At 34.8% G+C, this 19,410-nt stretch carries 17 protein-coding genes; 4 read left to right on the top strand and 13 right to left on the bottom strand.

Annotated features, from left to right (window positions below; translation table 11 throughout):
• Positions 1-32 precede the first annotated feature (32 nt).
• The 8 genes from LO744_RS19400 to LO744_RS19365 form a co-directional block, all read right to left on the bottom strand.
• Complete coding sequence (locus LO744_RS19400; protein ID WP_230672383.1) at positions 33-2,114, bottom strand: T9SS type B sorting domain-containing protein; 2,082 nt, start codon at positions 2,112-2,114, stop codon at positions 33-35.
• Positions 2,115-2,205: 91 nt separating this feature from the next.
• Positions 2,206-3,441, bottom strand: coding sequence for an MFS transporter (locus tag LO744_RS19395; RefSeq protein ID WP_230672381.1), 1,236 nt, complete (start codon positions 3,439-3,441; stop codon positions 2,206-2,208).
• A gap of 94 nt (positions 3,442-3,535) precedes the next feature.
• Positions 3,536-3,898 carry a hypothetical protein gene (locus LO744_RS19390; protein ID WP_230672380.1) on the bottom strand — a complete coding sequence of 121 codons (363 nt, stop codon included), beginning with the start codon at positions 3,896-3,898 and terminating at the stop codon, positions 3,536-3,538.
• Positions 3,899-4,033: 135 nt separating this feature from the next.
• Entirely contained in the window at positions 4,034-4,411 is a 378-nt protein-coding gene (locus tag LO744_RS19385) for a hypothetical protein (protein WP_230672378.1), read from the bottom strand.
• Positions 4,412-4,432: 21 nt separating this feature from the next.
• Positions 4,433-5,932 carry a GH3 auxin-responsive promoter family protein gene (locus LO744_RS19380; RefSeq protein WP_230672376.1) on the bottom strand — a complete coding sequence of 500 codons (1,500 nt, stop codon included), beginning with the start codon at positions 5,930-5,932 and terminating at the stop codon, positions 4,433-4,435.
• Between the two features lie 155 nt (positions 5,933-6,087).
• A complete protein-coding gene (locus LO744_RS19375) occupies positions 6,088-6,345 on the bottom strand; it encodes a hypothetical protein (RefSeq protein ID WP_230672374.1) in 258 nt (85 codons plus the stop codon).
• Positions 6,346-6,426: 81 nt separating this feature from the next.
• Positions 6,427-8,277, bottom strand: a complete 1,851-nt coding sequence (locus tag LO744_RS19370; protein WP_230672372.1) for a T9SS type A sorting domain-containing protein — start codon at positions 8,275-8,277, stop codon at positions 6,427-6,429.
• 193 nt (positions 8,278-8,470) lie between these two features.
• Positions 8,471-8,860, bottom strand: a complete 390-nt coding sequence (locus tag LO744_RS19365) for a hypothetical protein (RefSeq protein ID WP_230672370.1) — start codon at positions 8,858-8,860, stop codon at positions 8,471-8,473.
• Between the two features lie 241 nt (positions 8,861-9,101).
• Between LO744_RS19365 and mfd the strand changes: the two genes are divergently transcribed.
• The 4 genes from mfd (at position 9,102) to pth (ending at position 15,178) form a co-directional block, all read left to right on the top strand.
• Positions 9,102-12,464 carry a transcription-repair coupling factor gene (mfd, locus tag LO744_RS19360; protein WP_230672368.1) on the top strand — a complete coding sequence of 1,121 codons (3,363 nt, stop codon included), beginning with the start codon at positions 9,102-9,104 and terminating at the stop codon, positions 12,462-12,464.
• A gap of 125 nt (positions 12,465-12,589) precedes the next feature.
• On the top strand, positions 12,590-13,498 hold the full coding sequence (locus LO744_RS19355) for a hypothetical protein (protein WP_230672366.1): 909 nt from the start codon (positions 12,590-12,592) through the stop codon (positions 13,496-13,498).
• A 101-nt stretch (positions 13,499-13,599) separates the two neighbouring features.
• Entirely contained in the window at positions 13,600-14,526 is a 927-nt protein-coding gene (locus tag LO744_RS19350) for a hypothetical protein (protein WP_230672364.1), read from the top strand.
• An 88-nt stretch (positions 14,527-14,614) separates the two neighbouring features.
• A complete protein-coding gene (gene pth / locus LO744_RS19345; RefSeq protein WP_230672362.1) occupies positions 14,615-15,178 on the top strand; it encodes an aminoacyl-tRNA hydrolase in 564 nt (187 codons plus the stop codon).
• 60 nt (positions 15,179-15,238) lie between these two features.
• On the opposite strand, the gene LO744_RS19340 is transcribed toward pth, so the two are convergent.
• The 5 genes from LO744_RS19340 to LO744_RS19320 form a co-directional block, all read right to left on the bottom strand.
• Entirely contained in the window at positions 15,239-15,874 is a 636-nt protein-coding gene (locus tag LO744_RS19340; RefSeq protein WP_230672360.1) for a carbonic anhydrase, read from the bottom strand.
• Positions 15,875-15,925: 51 nt separating this feature from the next.
• On the bottom strand, positions 15,926-17,521 hold the full coding sequence (locus LO744_RS19335; RefSeq protein WP_230672358.1) for a SulP family inorganic anion transporter: 1,596 nt from the start codon (positions 17,519-17,521) through the stop codon (positions 15,926-15,928).
• Between the two features lie 146 nt (positions 17,522-17,667).
• Positions 17,668-17,967 carry a hypothetical protein gene (locus tag LO744_RS19330; RefSeq protein ID WP_230672356.1) on the bottom strand — a complete coding sequence of 100 codons (300 nt, stop codon included), beginning with the start codon at positions 17,965-17,967 and terminating at the stop codon, positions 17,668-17,670.
• Between the two features lie 21 nt (positions 17,968-17,988).
• The gene (locus LO744_RS19325) at positions 17,989-18,654 is read right to left on the bottom strand and encodes a carbonic anhydrase (protein ID WP_230672354.1); all 666 of its coding nucleotides are present in this window, start codon (positions 18,652-18,654) and stop codon (positions 17,989-17,991) included.
• Between the two features lie 157 nt (positions 18,655-18,811).
• Positions 18,812-19,366, bottom strand: coding sequence for a serine acetyltransferase (locus LO744_RS19320; protein ID WP_230672352.1), 555 nt, complete (start codon positions 19,364-19,366; stop codon positions 18,812-18,814).
• Positions 19,367-19,410 lie beyond the last annotated feature (44 nt).

The following is a 19,410-nucleotide window of genomic DNA, read 5'->3' as shown; positions in this document are numbered from 1 at the left end:
AGTAAGCGGCTTTTCATATTTTGTTTAAATTATTATTCTCTGTTTTTCAATAATACCCATCCAGAGAACTTGATTTGTGTACTTTGTTTATTGTTTTCATTCCACGTTACAGAATACCAATAATTACCTGTTGATGCTTTTTTACCTCCATTAGAGGATCCATCCCACTTGTATCCATTTGTTTTATCAGCTTGGTAGATTTTAGCACCATATCTGTCAAAAATACTAAGAACTAAATTTTGTTTTCCTGATAATGCAGAGTAGTCTATTACGTCATTCATACCATCTCCATTGGGGGTAATTACATTTGTAATATTTGGTACCACTACACTTATTTGAACGGGTACACACTTGTAGTTGTCTCTTACGTAAACTGTGTGGTCACCTCTTGAAATATTGCTGAAAACATTAGAGTCTTGCCAGTTTGCGTCATTGTTAAGTGAGTATTGATAAGGAGCTATACCCCCAATAACATGCACGGTAATTGTACTGTTTGATATTTCAATGTTTGAAACAACTGGTATCTCAGAAGCATAAACTTTCACATTTTGTTTTGCGGTACAGTCCCCAGTTTTTAATTTAACCCAGTATGTTCCTACTCCTACATTGCTTATGGTTTGAGTCGTAGCACCTGTGCTCCATAGATAACTACTAAATCCTGGGCCTGCATCTAAAGTTGTTTTGTCTTCTGCACAGATAATTTTATCGACTAAAACTGATGAATATACAGGTGAAATAACAATTAAGTTCACTTTTGCAATTTTATAGCATCCATTTACATTAGAAACTCTCACATATGCATATCCGGTAGGCGCAATGTGCGTTGCAGGAAGTGCGATTTCGTTGGTTTGGTTTATAGCATCAGCTACTGAAGGGTAGTACTTTTTAGTCATTCCTCCTTGTCCATTTACGGTTGCTTGAGTAAGATCAAATTGAGCAGTTGAAGGATTGGTCTCAATAAAACAAGATCTCAAGGTAGCTTCAGTTACGATGATTTCTGCAAAAAATGTTAGCTTGATTTCTGCAATATCAGTACATCCAAATTGCGAAGTAACCAAAACAAAAACAGAACCTGTTGCAGATACATATTGATAAGGATTGGTGATTTCACTTGTTCCATTATTCAAATCTGCAAGGGTAGGATAGTACTTCTTAATGACCAGAGGATCATTTATTACGTTTGCTGTCGTTAAATCATACATTGCAGTTCCCGCATTGTTGTTGTTACAGCTTGTTAAAGTAACATCAACTACTTTGATTGCACGTTGCACAAACTTAAAGGTTCCTGGGAGTCTGCATTTACTGATGGCACCACCTGGTGCACTTGGGTCAGAATAAGTAATTACATAATAATAAGTGGTGGTTGTATTTACAGCGATAGGGCTTAAAATAGGACTGTTTCCACTAATTGCATCATTGGTGTTTGTATAGTAAGAAACTACAAAATTAGGATTACCGTTTATAATTCCTGCAGACAGTGTGCTAAAGTCAAATGTTGGAGGGTCTGTACATACAATTACTTCGTTAGGTGCAGTAGGATTAGCTGCTGGGCCTCCTGGTGGAATAAATGGATTGGGTTGGAAAGCTGAATTAAATGGTGAAACCAATGTCGCTGTTCCGCCCCAATTTAATACAAATCCACTTGCTGACTGAGAGAAGTTGTCAACAACGATGTAATAAGTTTGTCCCGCCACAACATTCATAAATGAACAAAATGGTGAGCCTGTAGCAGTAGATGTTGTATTTGTATTGGTGAAATTTAATCCTGTAATACCTGAGGTTCCTGAATAGTTACATCTAATAGGCGTTCCTAAATTATTACATGCTACATCCGGGCCATATAGTGCCCAGTCATAATCATTCGACATCGTATTGGGAACGATGGTGAATGTTAAAGTTCCTGATGTCGCTACGGTAAACGTATACCAGATAGAAAAGTGCTCATCAGATGTCATACATCCTCCTAAGTCTTCTTCAATATCACCTGGTCCGGTGGGTGTAAAAGAGATAGGTGTATTCCCACAGACTTGCACAGTTCCGCCACAGTCTGAGCTGGATTGTGCAAAAATCATCTGCGTTATAATCATTAAAAAAAAGAGTAGAGTTTTTTTCATTTTCGAAAAATTTGTTAATACAAATATAAAGAATTTATTAATTTTACATTAAAGTTTTTATTATATATCATAGCATAACGGTAGAATGCTTTTAATATTGCATTTTTCTCAATTTACGATTGGTACTTCCTACAATTAAGGCAATTAATACCGTCATACTTCCTCCAAAAACAACCGAACGTACAACACCTAAAAGCTTGGCCATTACTCCGCTTTCAAATTGTCCCATTTCGTTGCTCGACATGATGAAAATTGAGTTTACGCTTAAAACTCTTCCTCTAATATGGTCAGGCGTTTTTAGCTGTACAATTGTTCCGCGTATCACCACAGAAATACCATCCAGCATTCCACTTAAAACTAAGAACATAAACGACAGCCAATAATAATGTGATAATCCGAAACCGATAATACACAACCCGAAACCTGCTACGACAGCCAATAAAATTTTTCCTTGGTTTTTTCTTAAAGGAACCAATGATAATGTAATAATGATAATCATTGAACCGATATCTGAGGCTGCATTTAGCAATCCAAAACCTTCGGCTCCTGATTTTAAAATATCTGTAGCAAAAACAGGAATCATGGCAACTGCTCCTCCGAAAAGTACAGCAAACATATCAAGGCAAAGGGCTCCTAAAATTTCTTTAGTTTTAAAAATATAAGAAATTCCTTCACGCATGCTTTCCAATACTTTAACTTCATCTTTTTTATGTTCCGAAACCTGCTGTTTCAATTGCCAGAAAAAAAGTGAAGCAATTAATAAAAGTGAAACAATGACCACTAAAGTCCATTTCACTCCAAAAAATCCGATAAGAAATCCGCCTGCTGCATGACCGCAAACTGAAGAAACTAAAAATGTTGCCTGATTTAGCGTAATAGCGCTGGGAAGATTAACTTTCTTTACAATTTTAGGAATCATCGATGGTACAATAGGTCCGATGAAAGCTCTGGCAATCCCGGTAAAGAAAATAACACCGTAAATAAAGTAAGTGATTTCGTGCCCTGTAAAATGAAGGTCTACATCAAAAAATGCAGGAATCATCAATAGACTAATCAGAAAAACATATACATAATTGCAAATTAATAGCAGTCTTTTCTTTTCATTCATATCGATGACGTGACCTGCGTATAATGCACAGCTTACTGCAGGAATTACTTCCGATAATCCGATAAGTCCGATAGAAAAAGGGTCTTTCGTTAATTGATAAACCCACCAACCGAGCAAAGTTGCAAGCATCCTGAAGGCTAAAACAATAAAAAATCTCCCGGTAAGAAGATTTCTGAATTCTACATTCTGCAATGTTTTGAGCGGTAATAGTGAAATCATTCCACAAAAATAGCCCTAAATATTCATTTAAGGCTACCTGTATTTTTGATTTTCAAATGATAAATAAAATACCTTCTGAAAGATAGTGTCTATTTTAGTCAGCTCTCAAAGAACCTACAACAATCGCAGCTGCAGCAGCAGCTCCGATTACAACAGCACCGCCTGCAACTCTTGCATTGGATCTGTCTTTTACGGCAGCAACGTTAGATTTAGGGATGATTACCTCTGTACTGTCTTTTTTTCCGGCTGTACCGATAATGTTGTCTCCATCGATATTACGGAACAAGAATTTCTGTTTTTTAGTACCGTCTTTGTGAGTAACGATGTATATTTTACCTGCTTGAAGGTTAGAGTAGTTGTTCTGTGCAATATCTTCACTGTACTTTGTTGTTGCACAAGATGAGATGACAAATAAAGATGTTAATAATGATGATTTTAAAAGTACAGATGCTTTCATTATAATTTTTTAGTTTTTCAAATTTATACTTTTTTTTGAATATACGTTTTTATTAAAGGGAAAAATCTTATATTTTTTGTAATATTAAAGTAAAAAATGAAGAAATTTTATATTTGAAAGGTTATTTTTTGCAAATTAATTTAAACCAGTTCCAAACGCTGTTGCAACATCTTGTATATCGTCAGTGGCATTTTTTATACCTATAACAATTACGGTAGCGGCAGCAATTCCTCCGGCTGTGGCAACTACAGCAACTGCGGTTTTATTTTTTCTTATTTCTGTAATGTTGTTTTTTGCAATCGAAATCCTCTCATCTCTTTTGGTTCCGATAATACTGTCTTTAGAGATTGAGCTAATTGTCATAGGTGTTTTGCTTCCGTCTGATTGATGAAAAGTATATTTATTCCCAGCTTTTATATTTTTATAATTGTCAGGATTTTTTGCAGCACTATATTTTAGCGAACTACAAGATGTAACTGAAATAACCACTAAAAGGAACAAGATTCTTTTCATAGAATGTGATTTTATGGTCTCTTATTTTTTATAAATTTTTAATAAATCGGCTATTTTTCTGTCGTTTGCCAATCTTGGGATTTTATTTTGTCCACCCAATTTCCCCTGAGATTTTGCATATTCCTGAAAAGCATTTTTCTGAAGCTTTGAAATATGAAGCTTTTGGAGAATGTTTCCTGCAATTAAATCATCATAATAGGTATTGCGTTTTCTAAGTTGATTATCGAGTTCATTTTTAAATAAATCTAAATTTTCGGGCTCTTTTTCAAACTCAATAAACCATTCGTGATAAGGCAGTCCTTCTTCAGGGTTTACTTCCGGAGCCAAATGAAATTCTGTAATCTGTGCCGGAAATTTTTCTACCGTAGCTTTTATGGCTTCTTCCACTTCAAAAGCAATCACATGCTCGCCAAAAGCTGAGGTAAAATGCTTCGTTCTTCCGCTTACTAAAATTCTGTGCGGTTTTTTATCGATAAATCGTACAACATCACCAATAGAATAGGCCCACAAACCGGAATTGGTTGTTAAAATTAAAGCATAGTCTTTATTAAGCTCTACATCTTTTAAAGTTAATCGTTGTGCATTGGGCTTTCCGTATTCTTCTAAAGGAATAAATTCATAAAAAATCCCGTGATTGGTTAAAAGCAGTAATCCTTCTTTGGTATAATCATCCTGAAATGCAAAAAAACCTTCCGAAGCCGGAAATGTCTGCACAATATCTACCTTCCCACCTAAAAGTTCTTCCATTTTATCGCGGTAAGGCTCATAGTTTACCCCACCGGTAACGATGAGTTGAAGATTCGGGAAAATCTGTTTTATTTTTTTACCGTTTTTCTCAATCAGCTTTTCAAAATACATAATCAGCCATGGCGGAATTCCCGAAATCAACGTCATGTTTTCTTTTTCGGTTTCTTCTACGATTTTGTCAACTTTGGTTTCCCAGTCTTCTATGAGATTGGTTTCCCAGCTTGGTAAGCGGTTTTTCTGAAGATAATTGGGAATATGGTGGGCTACAATTCCTGAAAGTCTACCAGTTTTCACCCCAAAAACTTCTTCTAACTCAGGACTTCCTTGTAAGAAAATCATTTTTCCGCCTACAAAGTCAGCATTGTTTTTTTTAGCAATATAATGGAAAAGTGCACTCTGGGCACCTTTTACCTGAAAAGGCATCCCTTCTTTAGAAATCGGAATATATTTAGAACCTGAAGTTGTACCTGAAGTTTTAGCAAAATATTCGGGAGTTTCAATCCATAAAATATCACGTTGTCCTCGTTTTACTTTCTCGATGTAGGGTTTCAAATCTTCATAATCGGCCACGGGAACTTTTTCCTGAAAATCTTTTACAGACTTGATGTTTTCAAAATCATATGTTCTTCCAAAAAGAGTTTTTTTTGCCGTGTCGACAAGTGAAAGCAATAGTTTCTCCTGGTTTTTCTCAGCATTTTTCTTGAATTCTTCTGCTTTTTGAACATGCTTTTTTGCCCAAATCAGCGCTACATTTTTCTTTAAGAAGTTTAACATGGTTCAAATGTATAAATAAGTAAAGCATTCACAGAAATATTTTTTGAAATTTTCTGATGGTTCATGATTTTTAAAAAAGTTTTAAACTAAAAAACCGATGGTCTAGGCATCGGTTTATTGAAAATTTGATTATGAAATTACAACTATATGTTGTTTTATTTGTTTTCCTTGAATCTTTTATCCGGAGTTCCGTCTTTTTTTAGTTTCTGATTTTCTTTGTATCGTTTATCGGGAGTTCCGTCCTTTTTCATTTTTTGTGCGGGCTTTGCCATTTTGGCTTCAGTCGCTTTTACAGGTTGTGCAGCCTTTGTAGTTGTTGTTTTTACAGCTGTTTTTGTTGCCGGAGCAACTTGTTGAGCACTTGCAAATCCTAATCCTAAGATGATAGACATTGCGGTAAGAAATTTTTTCATGTAAGATTTATTGTTTTTTGTTTAAGTAAAGTTATATAAAATCTCAAAATGAAAATCAAATTTGTAAGATTTAACTAAATTTTAATTTTTCACAATCATTTTAATAGTAGCGAGATTGTTATTCTTACTATCATTTACTTGTGCCATATAAGTTCCACTGAGAAGTTTGCCTTTTAGATAGATGTTTTGGGACTTGTTTTTTTCTAAATTTTGAGAGTGTATAAATTTTCCAGTCATGTCATAGAGCTTAAGAGTGCAGGTTTCTTTTTCCAATATATTACCCTTTAATGAAAAATTACCATTATTTGGGTTGTTGTAAAGTATCAGTTTCTCAGATTTACTATTCTCGGAGGTGGAAAGATTCTTAAGGTCAAATTTTGCAACAAAAGCAACATTCTTTTTTTGGTTGGTAGGGTCTATGATTTGTGGTTGCCAACTGTTTGGAGTAGAATAACCCGTGGTAGCAAGTGTTTCTCCGTATAAATATAAAGATGAATTATTAACAGCGATGTTGATAGGAAGGTTATAACCAAGACTCGAATCTCCATAATAAGAAGCCCAGATTCTTTGCCCGTTACTATTAAATTTCACAAAAAATTGATTGGTAGCCAAATTTGTATTTACTGTGGGTGATGATTTGTAGGTTTCTGGTGTTGCCAGATTATTTCCAAGTCCGTATGTCCAGCCCGTGATGTAAATGTCGTTTCCGTTTAAAGCGAGCGGTTGCATACAAGAGTAAGCTTGGTCTAAACCATTGCCCCCGAAATAAGTACTCCAGATGCGTTCTCCAGAATAATTAAATTTACTAAGAAATAAATCATAGCTTCCAGCATTCGTTGTTTGGTGTGTTCCCTGAGTTCCAAAGTAGCCTTGTGTTGTGGTGTTCGATTGTGCATCTCCCATTACATAAACTCCGGTTTCATTAACGTCTATACTGCTAATTCTACTCGACCCGTCAGAATGCCCATAATAAGTTCCCCATAATCTTGTGCCATTTTCTGCATTGAATTTTTGAAGGTTAAAATGAGCTGGAGCCGATTGAAACGGGCTTGCCGATGCAATGTTGTATTGATTGCCTGCTGGCTCTTGTCCTCCTACGATATATAGTGAATTGTTGTAGTATTTTAAATTATAAATTTGAGTTGGAAAATAAGTGCCCCAGATTTTCTCACCATTGGAGTTTAGTTTTACAATGTATCCATTATAAATTTCAGTGGTTTGATTGTATAAGAGTTGATAAGCGTCTTGAAATGTACCCGGCGTTGCAATGTCTTGTTTGGTATCGCTAGAGCCTGCAAGATAAATATTGCCCGATTCGTCTTCAGCAATACTGATGTTTGTCAAAAGACTATAAATATAAGTTTGATTACCTACAGGTAGATAAGTCGCCCAAAGCAAAGTACCATTTGGAGAATGTTTGGCTAAAACCGTACCTAATTGTGGGTGACTGGAATTTTGCAGCCAGGCATTTGGTGTCGGTGTAACCGGTAAATTATTTATAATGGCGGCATATTCATAATAGTAATTATTGTTATGGTCAATGTATTTTAGTTTTTTCTTATAGCCGTCATTATGCAGCAAATAATTGTAATATTCATAGGCTTCTACATTGCCCGAAGGATTTAGTTTAGCAGCGACGGTATTGGTTGTGTTCGTTATCGATGGGTTTATTTTAAAACCCTGGCCGCCGTTACCAACCCTGAACTGGTCATAATAAGAAGCGGGGTAACCGTTGGGATATCCTTTTGCGGTACCAGTAAGGTGAATGTTATTTTGGTTGTCAAATAACATCGTCTTCGTCGCACTTTCAGTCCATGATGTTACATCTACAGGGCCTAAATAAGTTGCCCAGCTTCTGGTGTATTCAAAACTTTGAGCGTTGAGTGATATAAATGCAATGATATTGAGAAAAAAGAATAAAATTTTCGACATATTTGGTGTTGTTTTAAAAGTTTAATTGTAAAAATATGAAAAATATTGAATATTTCCCAAAGTTTTGATGTTTTAGGTTGCCGTTTTTTTTTCTGTTAACGTAGATTTTAAAATGTTAGTTTTAAGGTATTTGCATAAAAAAGCCCGCCTCCAAATTTGGAAACGGGCAACATATGAATGAATAGTTATTACGTTATCTCGTACAGTTGGCTCTCCATGTTTTGCCGTCTGCAGTATAAAGCATTTTAAGTTCGTTGTTGTCAATTCTTACATACACTAATGCATTAGAATTTACCATTACTAAAGTATTATCCCCTTGCTTTTGAAATTCCAGTCCGTTAAGGTCAGGAATACCATTAGAAAACTTAAAGTTGTATTTTGTTCCGCTTGCAATTTTAGTTACAAAAACTTCACCGTTGTCTGTTGCGATATCATTGTCATTGTCTTTGTAGGAAATGCTTCCTTTATAAGTTCCTGCAAAAAAATCGTTATCTGCAGGGTCGTCATCATTGTTACACGACGTAAGTGAGAAAGCGGTAAAAAGAAGGATGAAAACTCCTAAAATCTTGAATACATTTTTCATAATATTTTATTTTTTGGTTGTTGAGAGTTAAGTTTTCAAAGATTATGCCCAATAGAATTTGAGTTGAAAATTTTAACTTATTTTAAAATATTTTGTATTGAAATTAAGAAATGAGCGCTTTTGCGTTAAAATTTGAGTGACTTCCTATATTTTAAAAATAAAAAATAACGTATCTTTGAGGAAATCAAACGGTTTCGGAGCTCTCTGAAATCGATTTTGTCGTTTTATACCTACATTATTTATGCAGTTAAAAAATATCAACGAAAAGTTCCTTCCCGATTTGCTTAAAAATGAATTTGGAAAAGAAATTTTCACACAAATTGATACCCAATCACATCTTTCTGTAAGAGGAAGTGCCGGTTCTTCGGCTTCGGTTTTTGCGGCCGAGCTCTTTCTTACTCACAAAAAAACGGTACTTTTTCTTGTTGATGACAAAGAAGAAGCGTTATATGTAAACAGCGAAATGGAAGATTTGCTGGGAAAAGAAAATATACTTTATTTTCCGGCAACTCACATGGAACCTTATCAGGTCGAAAAAACTCAGAATGCCAATTTGGTATTGCGAACCGAGGTTTTGAATAAAATAAATTCAGAAAAATCGCCCAAAGTTATTGTAGCTTACATCGGTGCTTTGTCTGAAAAAGTCTTGAAAAAAGAAGATTTTAAAGCCATTTCTCACCAAATACAAACCGGAGACCAGCTCGATTTTGATTTTGTGGATGAATTATTGAATCATTATCAGTTTCACCAGACCGATTTTGTTTCCGAGCCAGGAGAATTTTCTGTACGAGGTGGAATTGTAGATGTATTTTCTTATTCTAATGAACGACCTTATCGTCTTACTTTCTTCGGAAATGAGGTTGAAAATATTAAAACTTTTGATATCGAAACCCAGCTTTCAGTAGATAAAGTAGGCGGTTTTCAATTGGTTTCAAATATGAATTTTTCTGTTTCGGGAACGAGAGTTTCTTTTCTTGAAGTTTTGCCTAAAGAAAGTTTTATTATTTCTAAAAATGGGGTAGTAGGTCTTCAAAAGCTGAGAACCTTTTATGAAAAATCTATAGAAAAGTTTGAAAACTTAAATAAAGATATTGCGCACAGAAGTCCGCAGGAATTATTTATTTCGGATGAAGAATTTCTTTTCGATTATAAAAAATTTAAAACCGTTGATTTCAGCAGCGTAGGAATCGAAAGCATAAAATCTCAGGAAATAAAACTCAACCAAACGGCTCAACCTTCTTTTCATAAGAATTTTCAGTTGTTGATTGAAGACCTTAAAGAGAAAAAAGAGGAAGGTTTTGATATCTGGATTTCTTTTTCTACCGAAAAACAAAAAGAAAGATTAGAGTCTATTTTTGATGAATTGGGACATCAGTTGGCTTTTAAAAGCTTTAAATCTGAGCTTCATGAAGGTTTTGTAGATCCCGATCACAAAATATTGGTATATACCGACCATCAGATTTTTGACCGTTACCAAAGGTATAAAGCTAAAAATACATTTGCTAAATCTGAACAGTTAACGCTGAAAGACTTAATGTCGTTGAAAGTAGGAGATTACATTGCCCACATTGATCATGGTATCGGAAAATTTATGGGCTTGGTAAAAGTAAACAACGACGGAAAAATTCAGGAATGTTTTAAACTGACCTATAAAAACGGCGATTTGCTGTATGTAAGTATTCATTCACTTCATAAAATTTCTAAATACAACGGCCCAGACGGAAAAGAGATTGTATTAAGCAAACTAGGTTCTCCTGCCTGGAAATCATTAAAACAGAAAACAAAAGCGAAAGTAAAACAGATTGCTTTTGACTTGATTAAATTATACGCAGAGCGAAAAACAGCCAGAGGTTTTGCTTTTACTCCAGATTCTTATCTTCAAAATGAGCTTGAAGCAAGTTTCGTGTATGAAGATACACCCGATCAGGAGAAAGCAACTATTGATGTGAAAACAGACATGGAAGCCGAAACGGTGATGGATCGATTGGTTTGTGGAGATGTTGGTTTCGGTAAAACGGAGGTGGCAATTCGTGCTGCTTTTAAAGCTGCTACCGATGGAAAACAAGTGGCGATTTTGGTGCCTACAACGATTTTGGCGTTTCAGCATTATAGAAGTTTTAGAGAAAGGTTAAAAGATTTTCCGGTAACTGTTTCTTACTTAAATCGTTTCAGAACAGCAAAGCAGAAAAATGAAACGATTGAAGGTTTAAAAACCGGAAAAGTGGATATCGTTATCGGAACCCATCAGTTGGCTTCAGATAAAGTGAAATTTAAAGATTTAGGTTTATTGATTATTGATGAAGAGCAAAAATTCGGAGTCGCTGTAAAAGATAAGCTTAAAACAATGAAAAATAATGTTGATACCTTGACTTTAACGGCAACACCAATTCCGAGAACGCTTCAGTTTTCATTGATGGCTGCAAGAGATTTATCGGTCATTAAAACGCCACCGCCAAACAGACAGCCTGTTGATACCAATATTGTAGGTTTTGATGAAGAATTAATCCGTGATGCTGTTTCTTATGAGCTACAACGTGACGGTCAGGTTTATTTTATCAACAATAGAATTGAAAATCTTAAAGATATTGCCGGTTTGATTCAAAGACTCGTTCCGGATGCAAGAGTGATTATCGGTCATGGACAAATGGACGGAAAACAGCTCGAGCAGAATGTTCTCGATTTTATGGAAGGGAAATATGACGTTCTAGTTTCTACAACCATTGTAGAAAGTGGAGTAGACGTTCCGAATGCCAATACGATTTTCATTAATGATGCCCAACGTTTTGGGATGGCAGACCTTCATCAGATGAGAGGAAGGGTAGGTAGAAGTAACAGAAAAGCATTTTGTTATTTGATTACCCCGCCTTTTGATATGATGACTACTGATGCGAGAAAGAGATTGGAAGCGATTGAACAGTTTTCCGACTTAGGAAGTGGTTTCCAGATTGCGATGAAAGACCTGGAAATTCGTGGTGCCGGAGATTTATTAGGAGGTGAACAGAGCGGATTTATCAATGAAATGGGTTTTGAAACCTACCAGAAACTGATGCAAGAAGCTTTAGAAGAACTTAAAGATGATGAAGATTTTGAAAATCTTTTTGAAAACGAAGAAGACCGACAAAAATTATTCAAGTCTGTAAAAGAAGTTAATATTGATACCGATTTGGAGCTGATGCTTCCTGATTCTTATGTTTCGAGCACCGAAGAAAGGCTGTTGTTATATCAAAAATTAGCCGAAATTGATAATGAAAAAGACCTTCAAAAGTTTGAGTCTGAACTGAAAGACCGTTTTGGAAATCTTCCAAGTGAAGCGATTAACTTATTAAAAAGCGTTGCGTTGAAATGGCTCGCTGCAGAAATTGGTTTCGAAAAAATTGTGATGAAAAACGGAATATTTTTAGGGTATTTTCCAAGTAATCCACAAGATAAGTTTTATCAGACCGATAAATTCAGGCATATTATTACTTATTTAACTCAAAATCCGGCGCAAGCTCAGTTAAAAGAAAAATCCGGCAAGGACGGAAATAACCTGATGATGCGAAAAGACAAAGTAAAGAATGTAGATGAGGTGAATGTTTTACTGCAATCGATTCTTGGGATTTAAGCAATCATTTTCTTAATTTATGAAAGACCTAAAAATTATTTTAGGTCTTTTTTTTATTTTATTTTTAAAATAAATCCTTAGATGTTGAAAATAATTTATATTTGCGAGACTAATAACTATAACTTATGACTAAAAATTTATTGAGAGGTTTTACTGTTTTACTTCTTGGCTTTATGTTTTCTTGCGATAACACCACCTCAGATCCAATTAATAATACACTCAATGGTCCCGGAGGGAGTGGTGGAAGTGGAGGAAGTGCGCCCACCATTACAGGACCAAGAATTTTAAATAAAATTATAGTCAGTAATGTTACAAATCAAGAGTTTGTAACTACCGGAAATGTTTTAGAAAAAGCAATTTTTAAAGAAGCGAGCGGGCCTACTTCTTTTTTTGTTGGAACGCCCACATATACTTCTGGGAAAATTACAAAAGTGAAATTTGCACAAGAAGTGAATGGTGCTCCTACAAATAGCTTAACTTATGACTTCAATATCACTTATGATTCAGGAGGGAAAATCAATTATACAACGTGTACGACGATGTTGAATAATATGCCCAACTTCAATAGTGAATATACTTACACTTACGATAGTTCGGGGAAAATGACGAAGATTGTTGAAAAGAAAAAGTCTGGCTCAACTTATACTCATTTTACCAATTATAATTTTACCAACGCTGGAGATAATATAACCAAAATGGTAACAGAAGCTGGAATTACAAATTCAGCGGGTGTTCCGGATTTGTCTGTAACGGTTTTAACGACAACGTATACTTACTCTGCTTACGACAATCAAATTAATCCTTATAATACTTTACCTAGAACGTTTTTTGTAATGTGGAGCTTGGTGCATCCTATTAATTTCCCTTCACTATCGGCTAATAATGTTAAGAGTTTCAATATTGTATTTCCACCTATTACTCCAGGGGTGGCAGGTCCGGTAATACCAGGTGATTATACTTATCTTTATGATTCTATGAATTATCCAACATCAGATCAGTCGCAAACTCAGAAGTATGTTTATAAAGCTCTATAATGAGTTTTTCTATTATTAGTTTTGTTATAATATTAATTAAAATATGATTTTTATACAAAAAAAAATTATATTTGTGGAAAAATAAATAATCCCATTACATAATGAAAAGACTTTTCTATTTTATTTTGCTAATAGCAGGTTTTTCTTCAATACATTCTTGTAAAGATTTGGCTGATGAAGAAGGAAATCCACTTTTGGATTTGAATGAAAATACAGGTTTGATTGGGCCAAGAGCTTTATCAAGAGAGGTAACCAATGCTGGAATGATTGCCGAATATCAGTATGCCGGTTTGCTTCTTACAAGAGTTATTACAGAAAAAGCCTCTATAACCAATGTAGAATGGAGTGGCGATAAAATCAGTAGACTTACATTTAATGGTTTTCTAGATTTGGATAACGATGGTGTGTTAGATACAGACAGTGTTTCTTATACTCAGCAATATACGTATGGTAATTTGGGGAAATTAACAATGATTTCTGAAAACAGATCAGTGTATAGGAGAGCTGCTCCGGTTGCTCCGGCTATAGTGGGTGTTTATGCTCTTTTGAAAAAAACAAAAGCAATTTATACTTTAACGTATAGCTCTACAACATCAAAATTGGCTTCTATTTTAATGAGAAGAGGTGAAGATATTACTTCTTTTGCGTACACAGATTATACTAAAGCAGCGTACAGCTATTTAGGAGATAATGTGTCTTTAGTGAGCAAACAAGTAGGTAAACTTACGGGGGGTACTGTCTTTGAAGATCCTACAAAGAAATATGATTTTGGTTTTTCAAGCTATGATTCTCAAATCAGCGGATATACTTTATTACCATTTGAATATAAAGTTTCTGTACTTATTTCTACAGATATTAATGATGACAGAAGTTTGATGTTATCATCAAACAGTCCTAAAAGAGCTTCTGCAACAGATATGATGCCATTTGTTCCTGTTCCTGTTGTTGTTTCTACAAATTATAAGTATGATCCACAGACTTATATGACTCAAGGATTTGGGATTAATTATTTCTACAAACCTTTGTAATTAATAATTTTTTTAAAATATTTAAACTCAATCCTTTTTAGGGTTGAGTTTTTTATTTTATAACCCTTAATTTTGCAAAAAATTTCTCATGAAATATTTAATTGTCGGTCTCGGAAATAAAGGCCCTGAATACGAAAATACACGTCACAATATAGGTTTTAAAGTTGCTGAAAAAATTGCTGAAACTTTAGAAGCACCATTCAATACCACCAATTTTGGTTGGATGGCAGAAGGAAAGTATAAAGGAAGGAAAGTATTGGTTTTAAAGCCTGATACCTACATGAATCTTTCAGGAAATGCCGTAAAATACTGGATGCAAAAAGAAAATATTCCTTTAGAAAATGTGATGATCGTTACCGATGATCTGGCTTTGCCATTCGGAACATTAAGAATGAAAATGAAAGGTTCTGATGCAGGGCACAACGGTTTGAAAAATATTCAGGAAGTATTGCAGACTCAGAATTATGCAAGGCTGCGTTTTGGTATTTCTGCTGAGTTTTCTGAAGGAAGACAGGTAGATTATGTTTTGGGAACCTGGAATGAAGAAGAGCGTGAAAAGCTTCCCGAAAGAATAGAAAAGTTTTCAAAAGCATGTTTGTCGTTTGTTTTTGCAGGAATTAATAATACCATGTCTGCGTTCAACGGTAAGTAAAAATAAATTCGGTCGGAAGCATTGCTTCCGACCTAATTATTAATGAAAGATGAATGTTTATTATAACCAAGTTACAACGCCGGTTTCAACGTCGTAGTTAGCACCAATGATTTTAATTTGGCCTTCTTCCTCAAGTCTTTTTAAAGTAGAACTTTGCTTACGGATTTCTTCAATCGCATTTTTTACGTTATGCTGATTTAGTCTTTCAAGAAGGTCCGCATTAGCAGAAGAACGCTCTTCATCATCCTTGATGATTGTTTTAATAATTGGATCGAAATGACCGATAAGATGGTTCAGGTTATCCATTCCCATTCCTTCAATTTTAGCAGCGTCCAATCCACCTTTTAGAGCGCCACATTTTGTATGTCCTAAAACAACAACCAACTTAGAACCCGCTACATTACAGCCAAATTCCATAGATCCTAAAATATCTTGATTTACAAAGTTTCCTGCTATTCTGATACTGAAAACATCACCTAGTCCTTGATCAAAGATTAATTCTGCAGAAGTACGGCTGTCGATACAGCTTAAAACAACTGCAAAAGGCCACTGTCCTTCGCGGGTAGCGTTTACCTGCTCCAAAAGATCTCTGTTTGCCTTTAAGTTATTGACGAATCTTTGGTTTCCTTCCTTTAAAAAGTCTAATGCTTTTTCAGGAGTAATTGTAGACTGAGTTTCTGATGTATGTGCTTTCATATGATTTTTTTTATTTTTTGAATTATTAAAGTTAAATATTTTTTTTTGAGCTTACATTGCTCTTTTGTGGGTAATGACGATGTGAGAGTCTTCATCGGTTTCGTAGTCTCTGTACGAAGTTTTGAAGCCTAATAGTTCCACATTAATGTCTTCTTCTTTCGCTCGGATATTGGCAAAATCCTGTACCATTTCTAGTACATCCGTTGCGATATATGATGTTTCTCTCGCATCAATCGTTACCGTAGAGTTTGGTTTAATGTTTTTTAATGTCTTTTTAATAGCAGCTTTATTGAGGAAAGATACCTCTTCTGCCAATTTTATTTTGATACCGTCTGCATCTCTTAGTTTTTCGCGGCTCAGGTAATAAGCACGCTTCATATTTCCTTGTAAGATATAGAAAACCGAGATTGCCAAACCAATACCTACTCCTTTTAGCAAATCTGTTGCTACAATCGCAACTACAGTCGCTACAAACGGAATAAACTGAAATTTTCCTAAATGCCAGAAATGTTTGAATGTAGCTGGTTTTGCCAATTTATATCCTACCAAAAGTAAAACAGCAGCAAGCGTTGATAAAGGAATTAGATTTAAAATAAAAGGAATGGTCAATACACAAACTAGTAATAGAACCCCGTGAATCATCGCTGAAACCTTCGAAGTAGCTCCTGCATTTGCATTTGCAGAACTTCTTACCACTACTGATGTCATTGGCAATCCACCAATAAATGAACTGATTAAGTTTCCGATTCCCTGAGCTTTTAATTCTAAATTGGTATCGGTAATTCTTCTCTGAACATCTAATCTATCTGAAGCTTCAATACAAAGTAATGTTTCAATCGATGCTACAATAGCAATAGTTGCTCCTACAACCCATACTTTAGGATTAAGAAAACCATTAAAATCGGGAAGTATAATCAAGTTTTTAAAATCATCAAGACTTTGAGGAACAGGTAAAGAAACCAAATGCTCGGTACCGATAGCCAAAGAACTTCCTGAGATTTTAAATGCCTCATTTAGTAAAATTCCTATTGCTACAGCAACTAGCGCTCCTGGTAGCATTTTTAATCTTTTTAATGCTGGAACCTTATCCCAAGCTAAAAGTACGCCTACAGAAACCAAAGTAACAATGATTGCTCCAGGATGTATTGCGCCTATTAATTCGCTGAAATAATTAAAATTAATTCCGTTAGAAAATAATGTTTCATTTCCTTCATAGTCGCTATCAAAACCTAATGCATGCGGAATCTGTTTGATGATAATAATAATTCCGATGGCAGCAAGCATTCCTTCAATTACATTATTCGGAAAATAATTGGAGATACTTCCTGCTTTTAAGAAGCCTAAAACCAATTGTATAAGTCCAGCAATAATACCAGCACATAGAAAGAGTTCGAAAGCTCCTAGATCTGTAATTGCCGTTAAAACAATTGCCGTAAGACCAGCAGCAGGTCCTGAAACCGAAATGTTAGAATTACTAAGTGCACCAATGACTAAACCACCTACGATACCTGCAATTACACCAGATAATGGTGGTGCGCCAGATGCCAACGCAATTCCTAAACATAATGGAAGGGCTACTAAAAACACAACGAGGCCTGAAGGGAAATTCTCCTTTATTCCTCCAAATAATGACTTTGATTTTTTCATGATATTGAAAAATGATAAATGTAACCGATTGATATTTAATTATAAAAAGTATAATTAAGATCATCAGTAATGAAAATTTTGAATTAATTAAAAAGGACATCTATTCAACATCAAATTTGATATGAATATTTGTAAGTCTATTTCAATTAAGCTTCCGGAGGTGGAGAAAATATGGTAAGTAATGGCGAAAGATGAAAAGAATCATCAATCAGTACAAAAGATTTACGCTCGAGATCAAGCTCGAAAAACTTAAGAAAATCATGTACGTTTAACGTCTTTGGTAACGTTTTTTCGTAAACTGTAAATGAGGTGTAATGAGAGTGTGTTTCTTCTTCGTTTAAAATTACATTAGTTCTCTGTATTTCCCAGCCAAAAACCGCAGCGATGCTTGGCAAGGCTGTGAAGTTTAGCATAAACAGTAATGTAATAATACTCCAGAATTTCATTCACTCAATTTTAAAGAAAGATTATTTCTTTTTGTTCATCACCCAATCTGAGCCTGTAAGATTATAAATCTTTTGTATGTCTTTTAAGGTTTCCTCAAAATCAATTTCAAGATCAATAATTTTACCTGTTCTAAGGTCAAAAACCCAGCCGTGAACAATAGGATATTCTTCTAGGATATATCTTTCCTGTACACAGGCCATTTTTATTACGTTGATGCATTGCTCCTGAACATTAAGTTCTACAAGCCTGTCATAACGTTTATTTTCATCATCGATAGAATCTAGCTCTGCTTGATGCAGTCTGTAAACATCACGAATCGTTCTCAGCCAAGGATTCAAAAGTCCTAAATCTTGAGGCGTCATCGCCGCTTTTACACCACCACAGTTGTAGTGTCCGCAAACTATAATGTGTTTTACCTTCAAATGCTCTACTGCATATTGTATAACAGCGGTGGAGCTCATGTCTAATGTATTAACAACATTTGCTATATTTCTGTGAACAAAAACTTCGCCCGGTTTTGCTCCCATGAGTTCTTCTGCTGTGGCTCTGCTGTCTGAACAACCTATGTAAAGGTATTCCGGATGCTGAGTTTTTGCAAGTTCCTCAAAGAAGTGGGGGTTGTCTGCTACTTTAGATTCTACCCATTTTCTGTTGTTCTCAAAAATAACTTCGTACGAATTCTTCATCAATTAAAATTTTAAAGAGTATAATTATTTATTTCGTTTAAATTATTTTCAAATTCAATAGACTGAATCAATAATTATGCAAAAATATTAATTTTGGATTATTATCTATCATTTTTAACAAAGTTTAATATACTTTAAAATATGATAAAATTCAGGTTTATACCTTATTATTAATATATCCGTCTGTCGCATTTTCGTTAGGATAAACCTTTGCAGGATTACCTGTAACCACAGAATTGTCTGGAATATCAAAATTTACATACGCATTGGGTGCAATCAAAACATTTGTACCGATAGTTATTTTTCCTACAATCACCGCGTTTGGGCCTATCCAAACTTCATTGCCGATTACAGGATGCCCTTCATTTTTTCCTCTGTTTTGCTGTCCGATGGTTACTCCTTGGGCAATATTACAGTTTTTTCCTATTTTCGTTTTTGGGTTTATGACCAAGCTTCCCCAATGTCCTAGATAAAAACCTTCTCCAATTTGAGTTTCAGGATAAATCTGAAAACCATATTTAATTTGGAAATGACGTAAAACAATTCTCCAATAAAGTCCTAAAACAGGCGTCTTACTATATTTCTGCGTTTTTCTTAAAACATAAACAAAATGTAGATTCGGATTAACGCATTTCGCTAATATTTTAAAGGTTGAAAGCCATTTTCCGCTTTCCCGGTAGAAATCTTTTTGTATAGTAGAATAGTCTGCCATAGAACAAATTTAAAAAATCTAAATGGTCTTAAAGGTAATAAGAA

The sequence above is a fragment of the Chryseobacterium turcicum genome, assembly GCF_021010565.1.
Taxonomy (GTDB): domain Bacteria; phylum Bacteroidota; class Bacteroidia; order Flavobacteriales; family Weeksellaceae; genus Chryseobacterium; species Chryseobacterium turcicum.
This window is presented reverse-complemented; position numbering and strand designations above follow the sequence as displayed.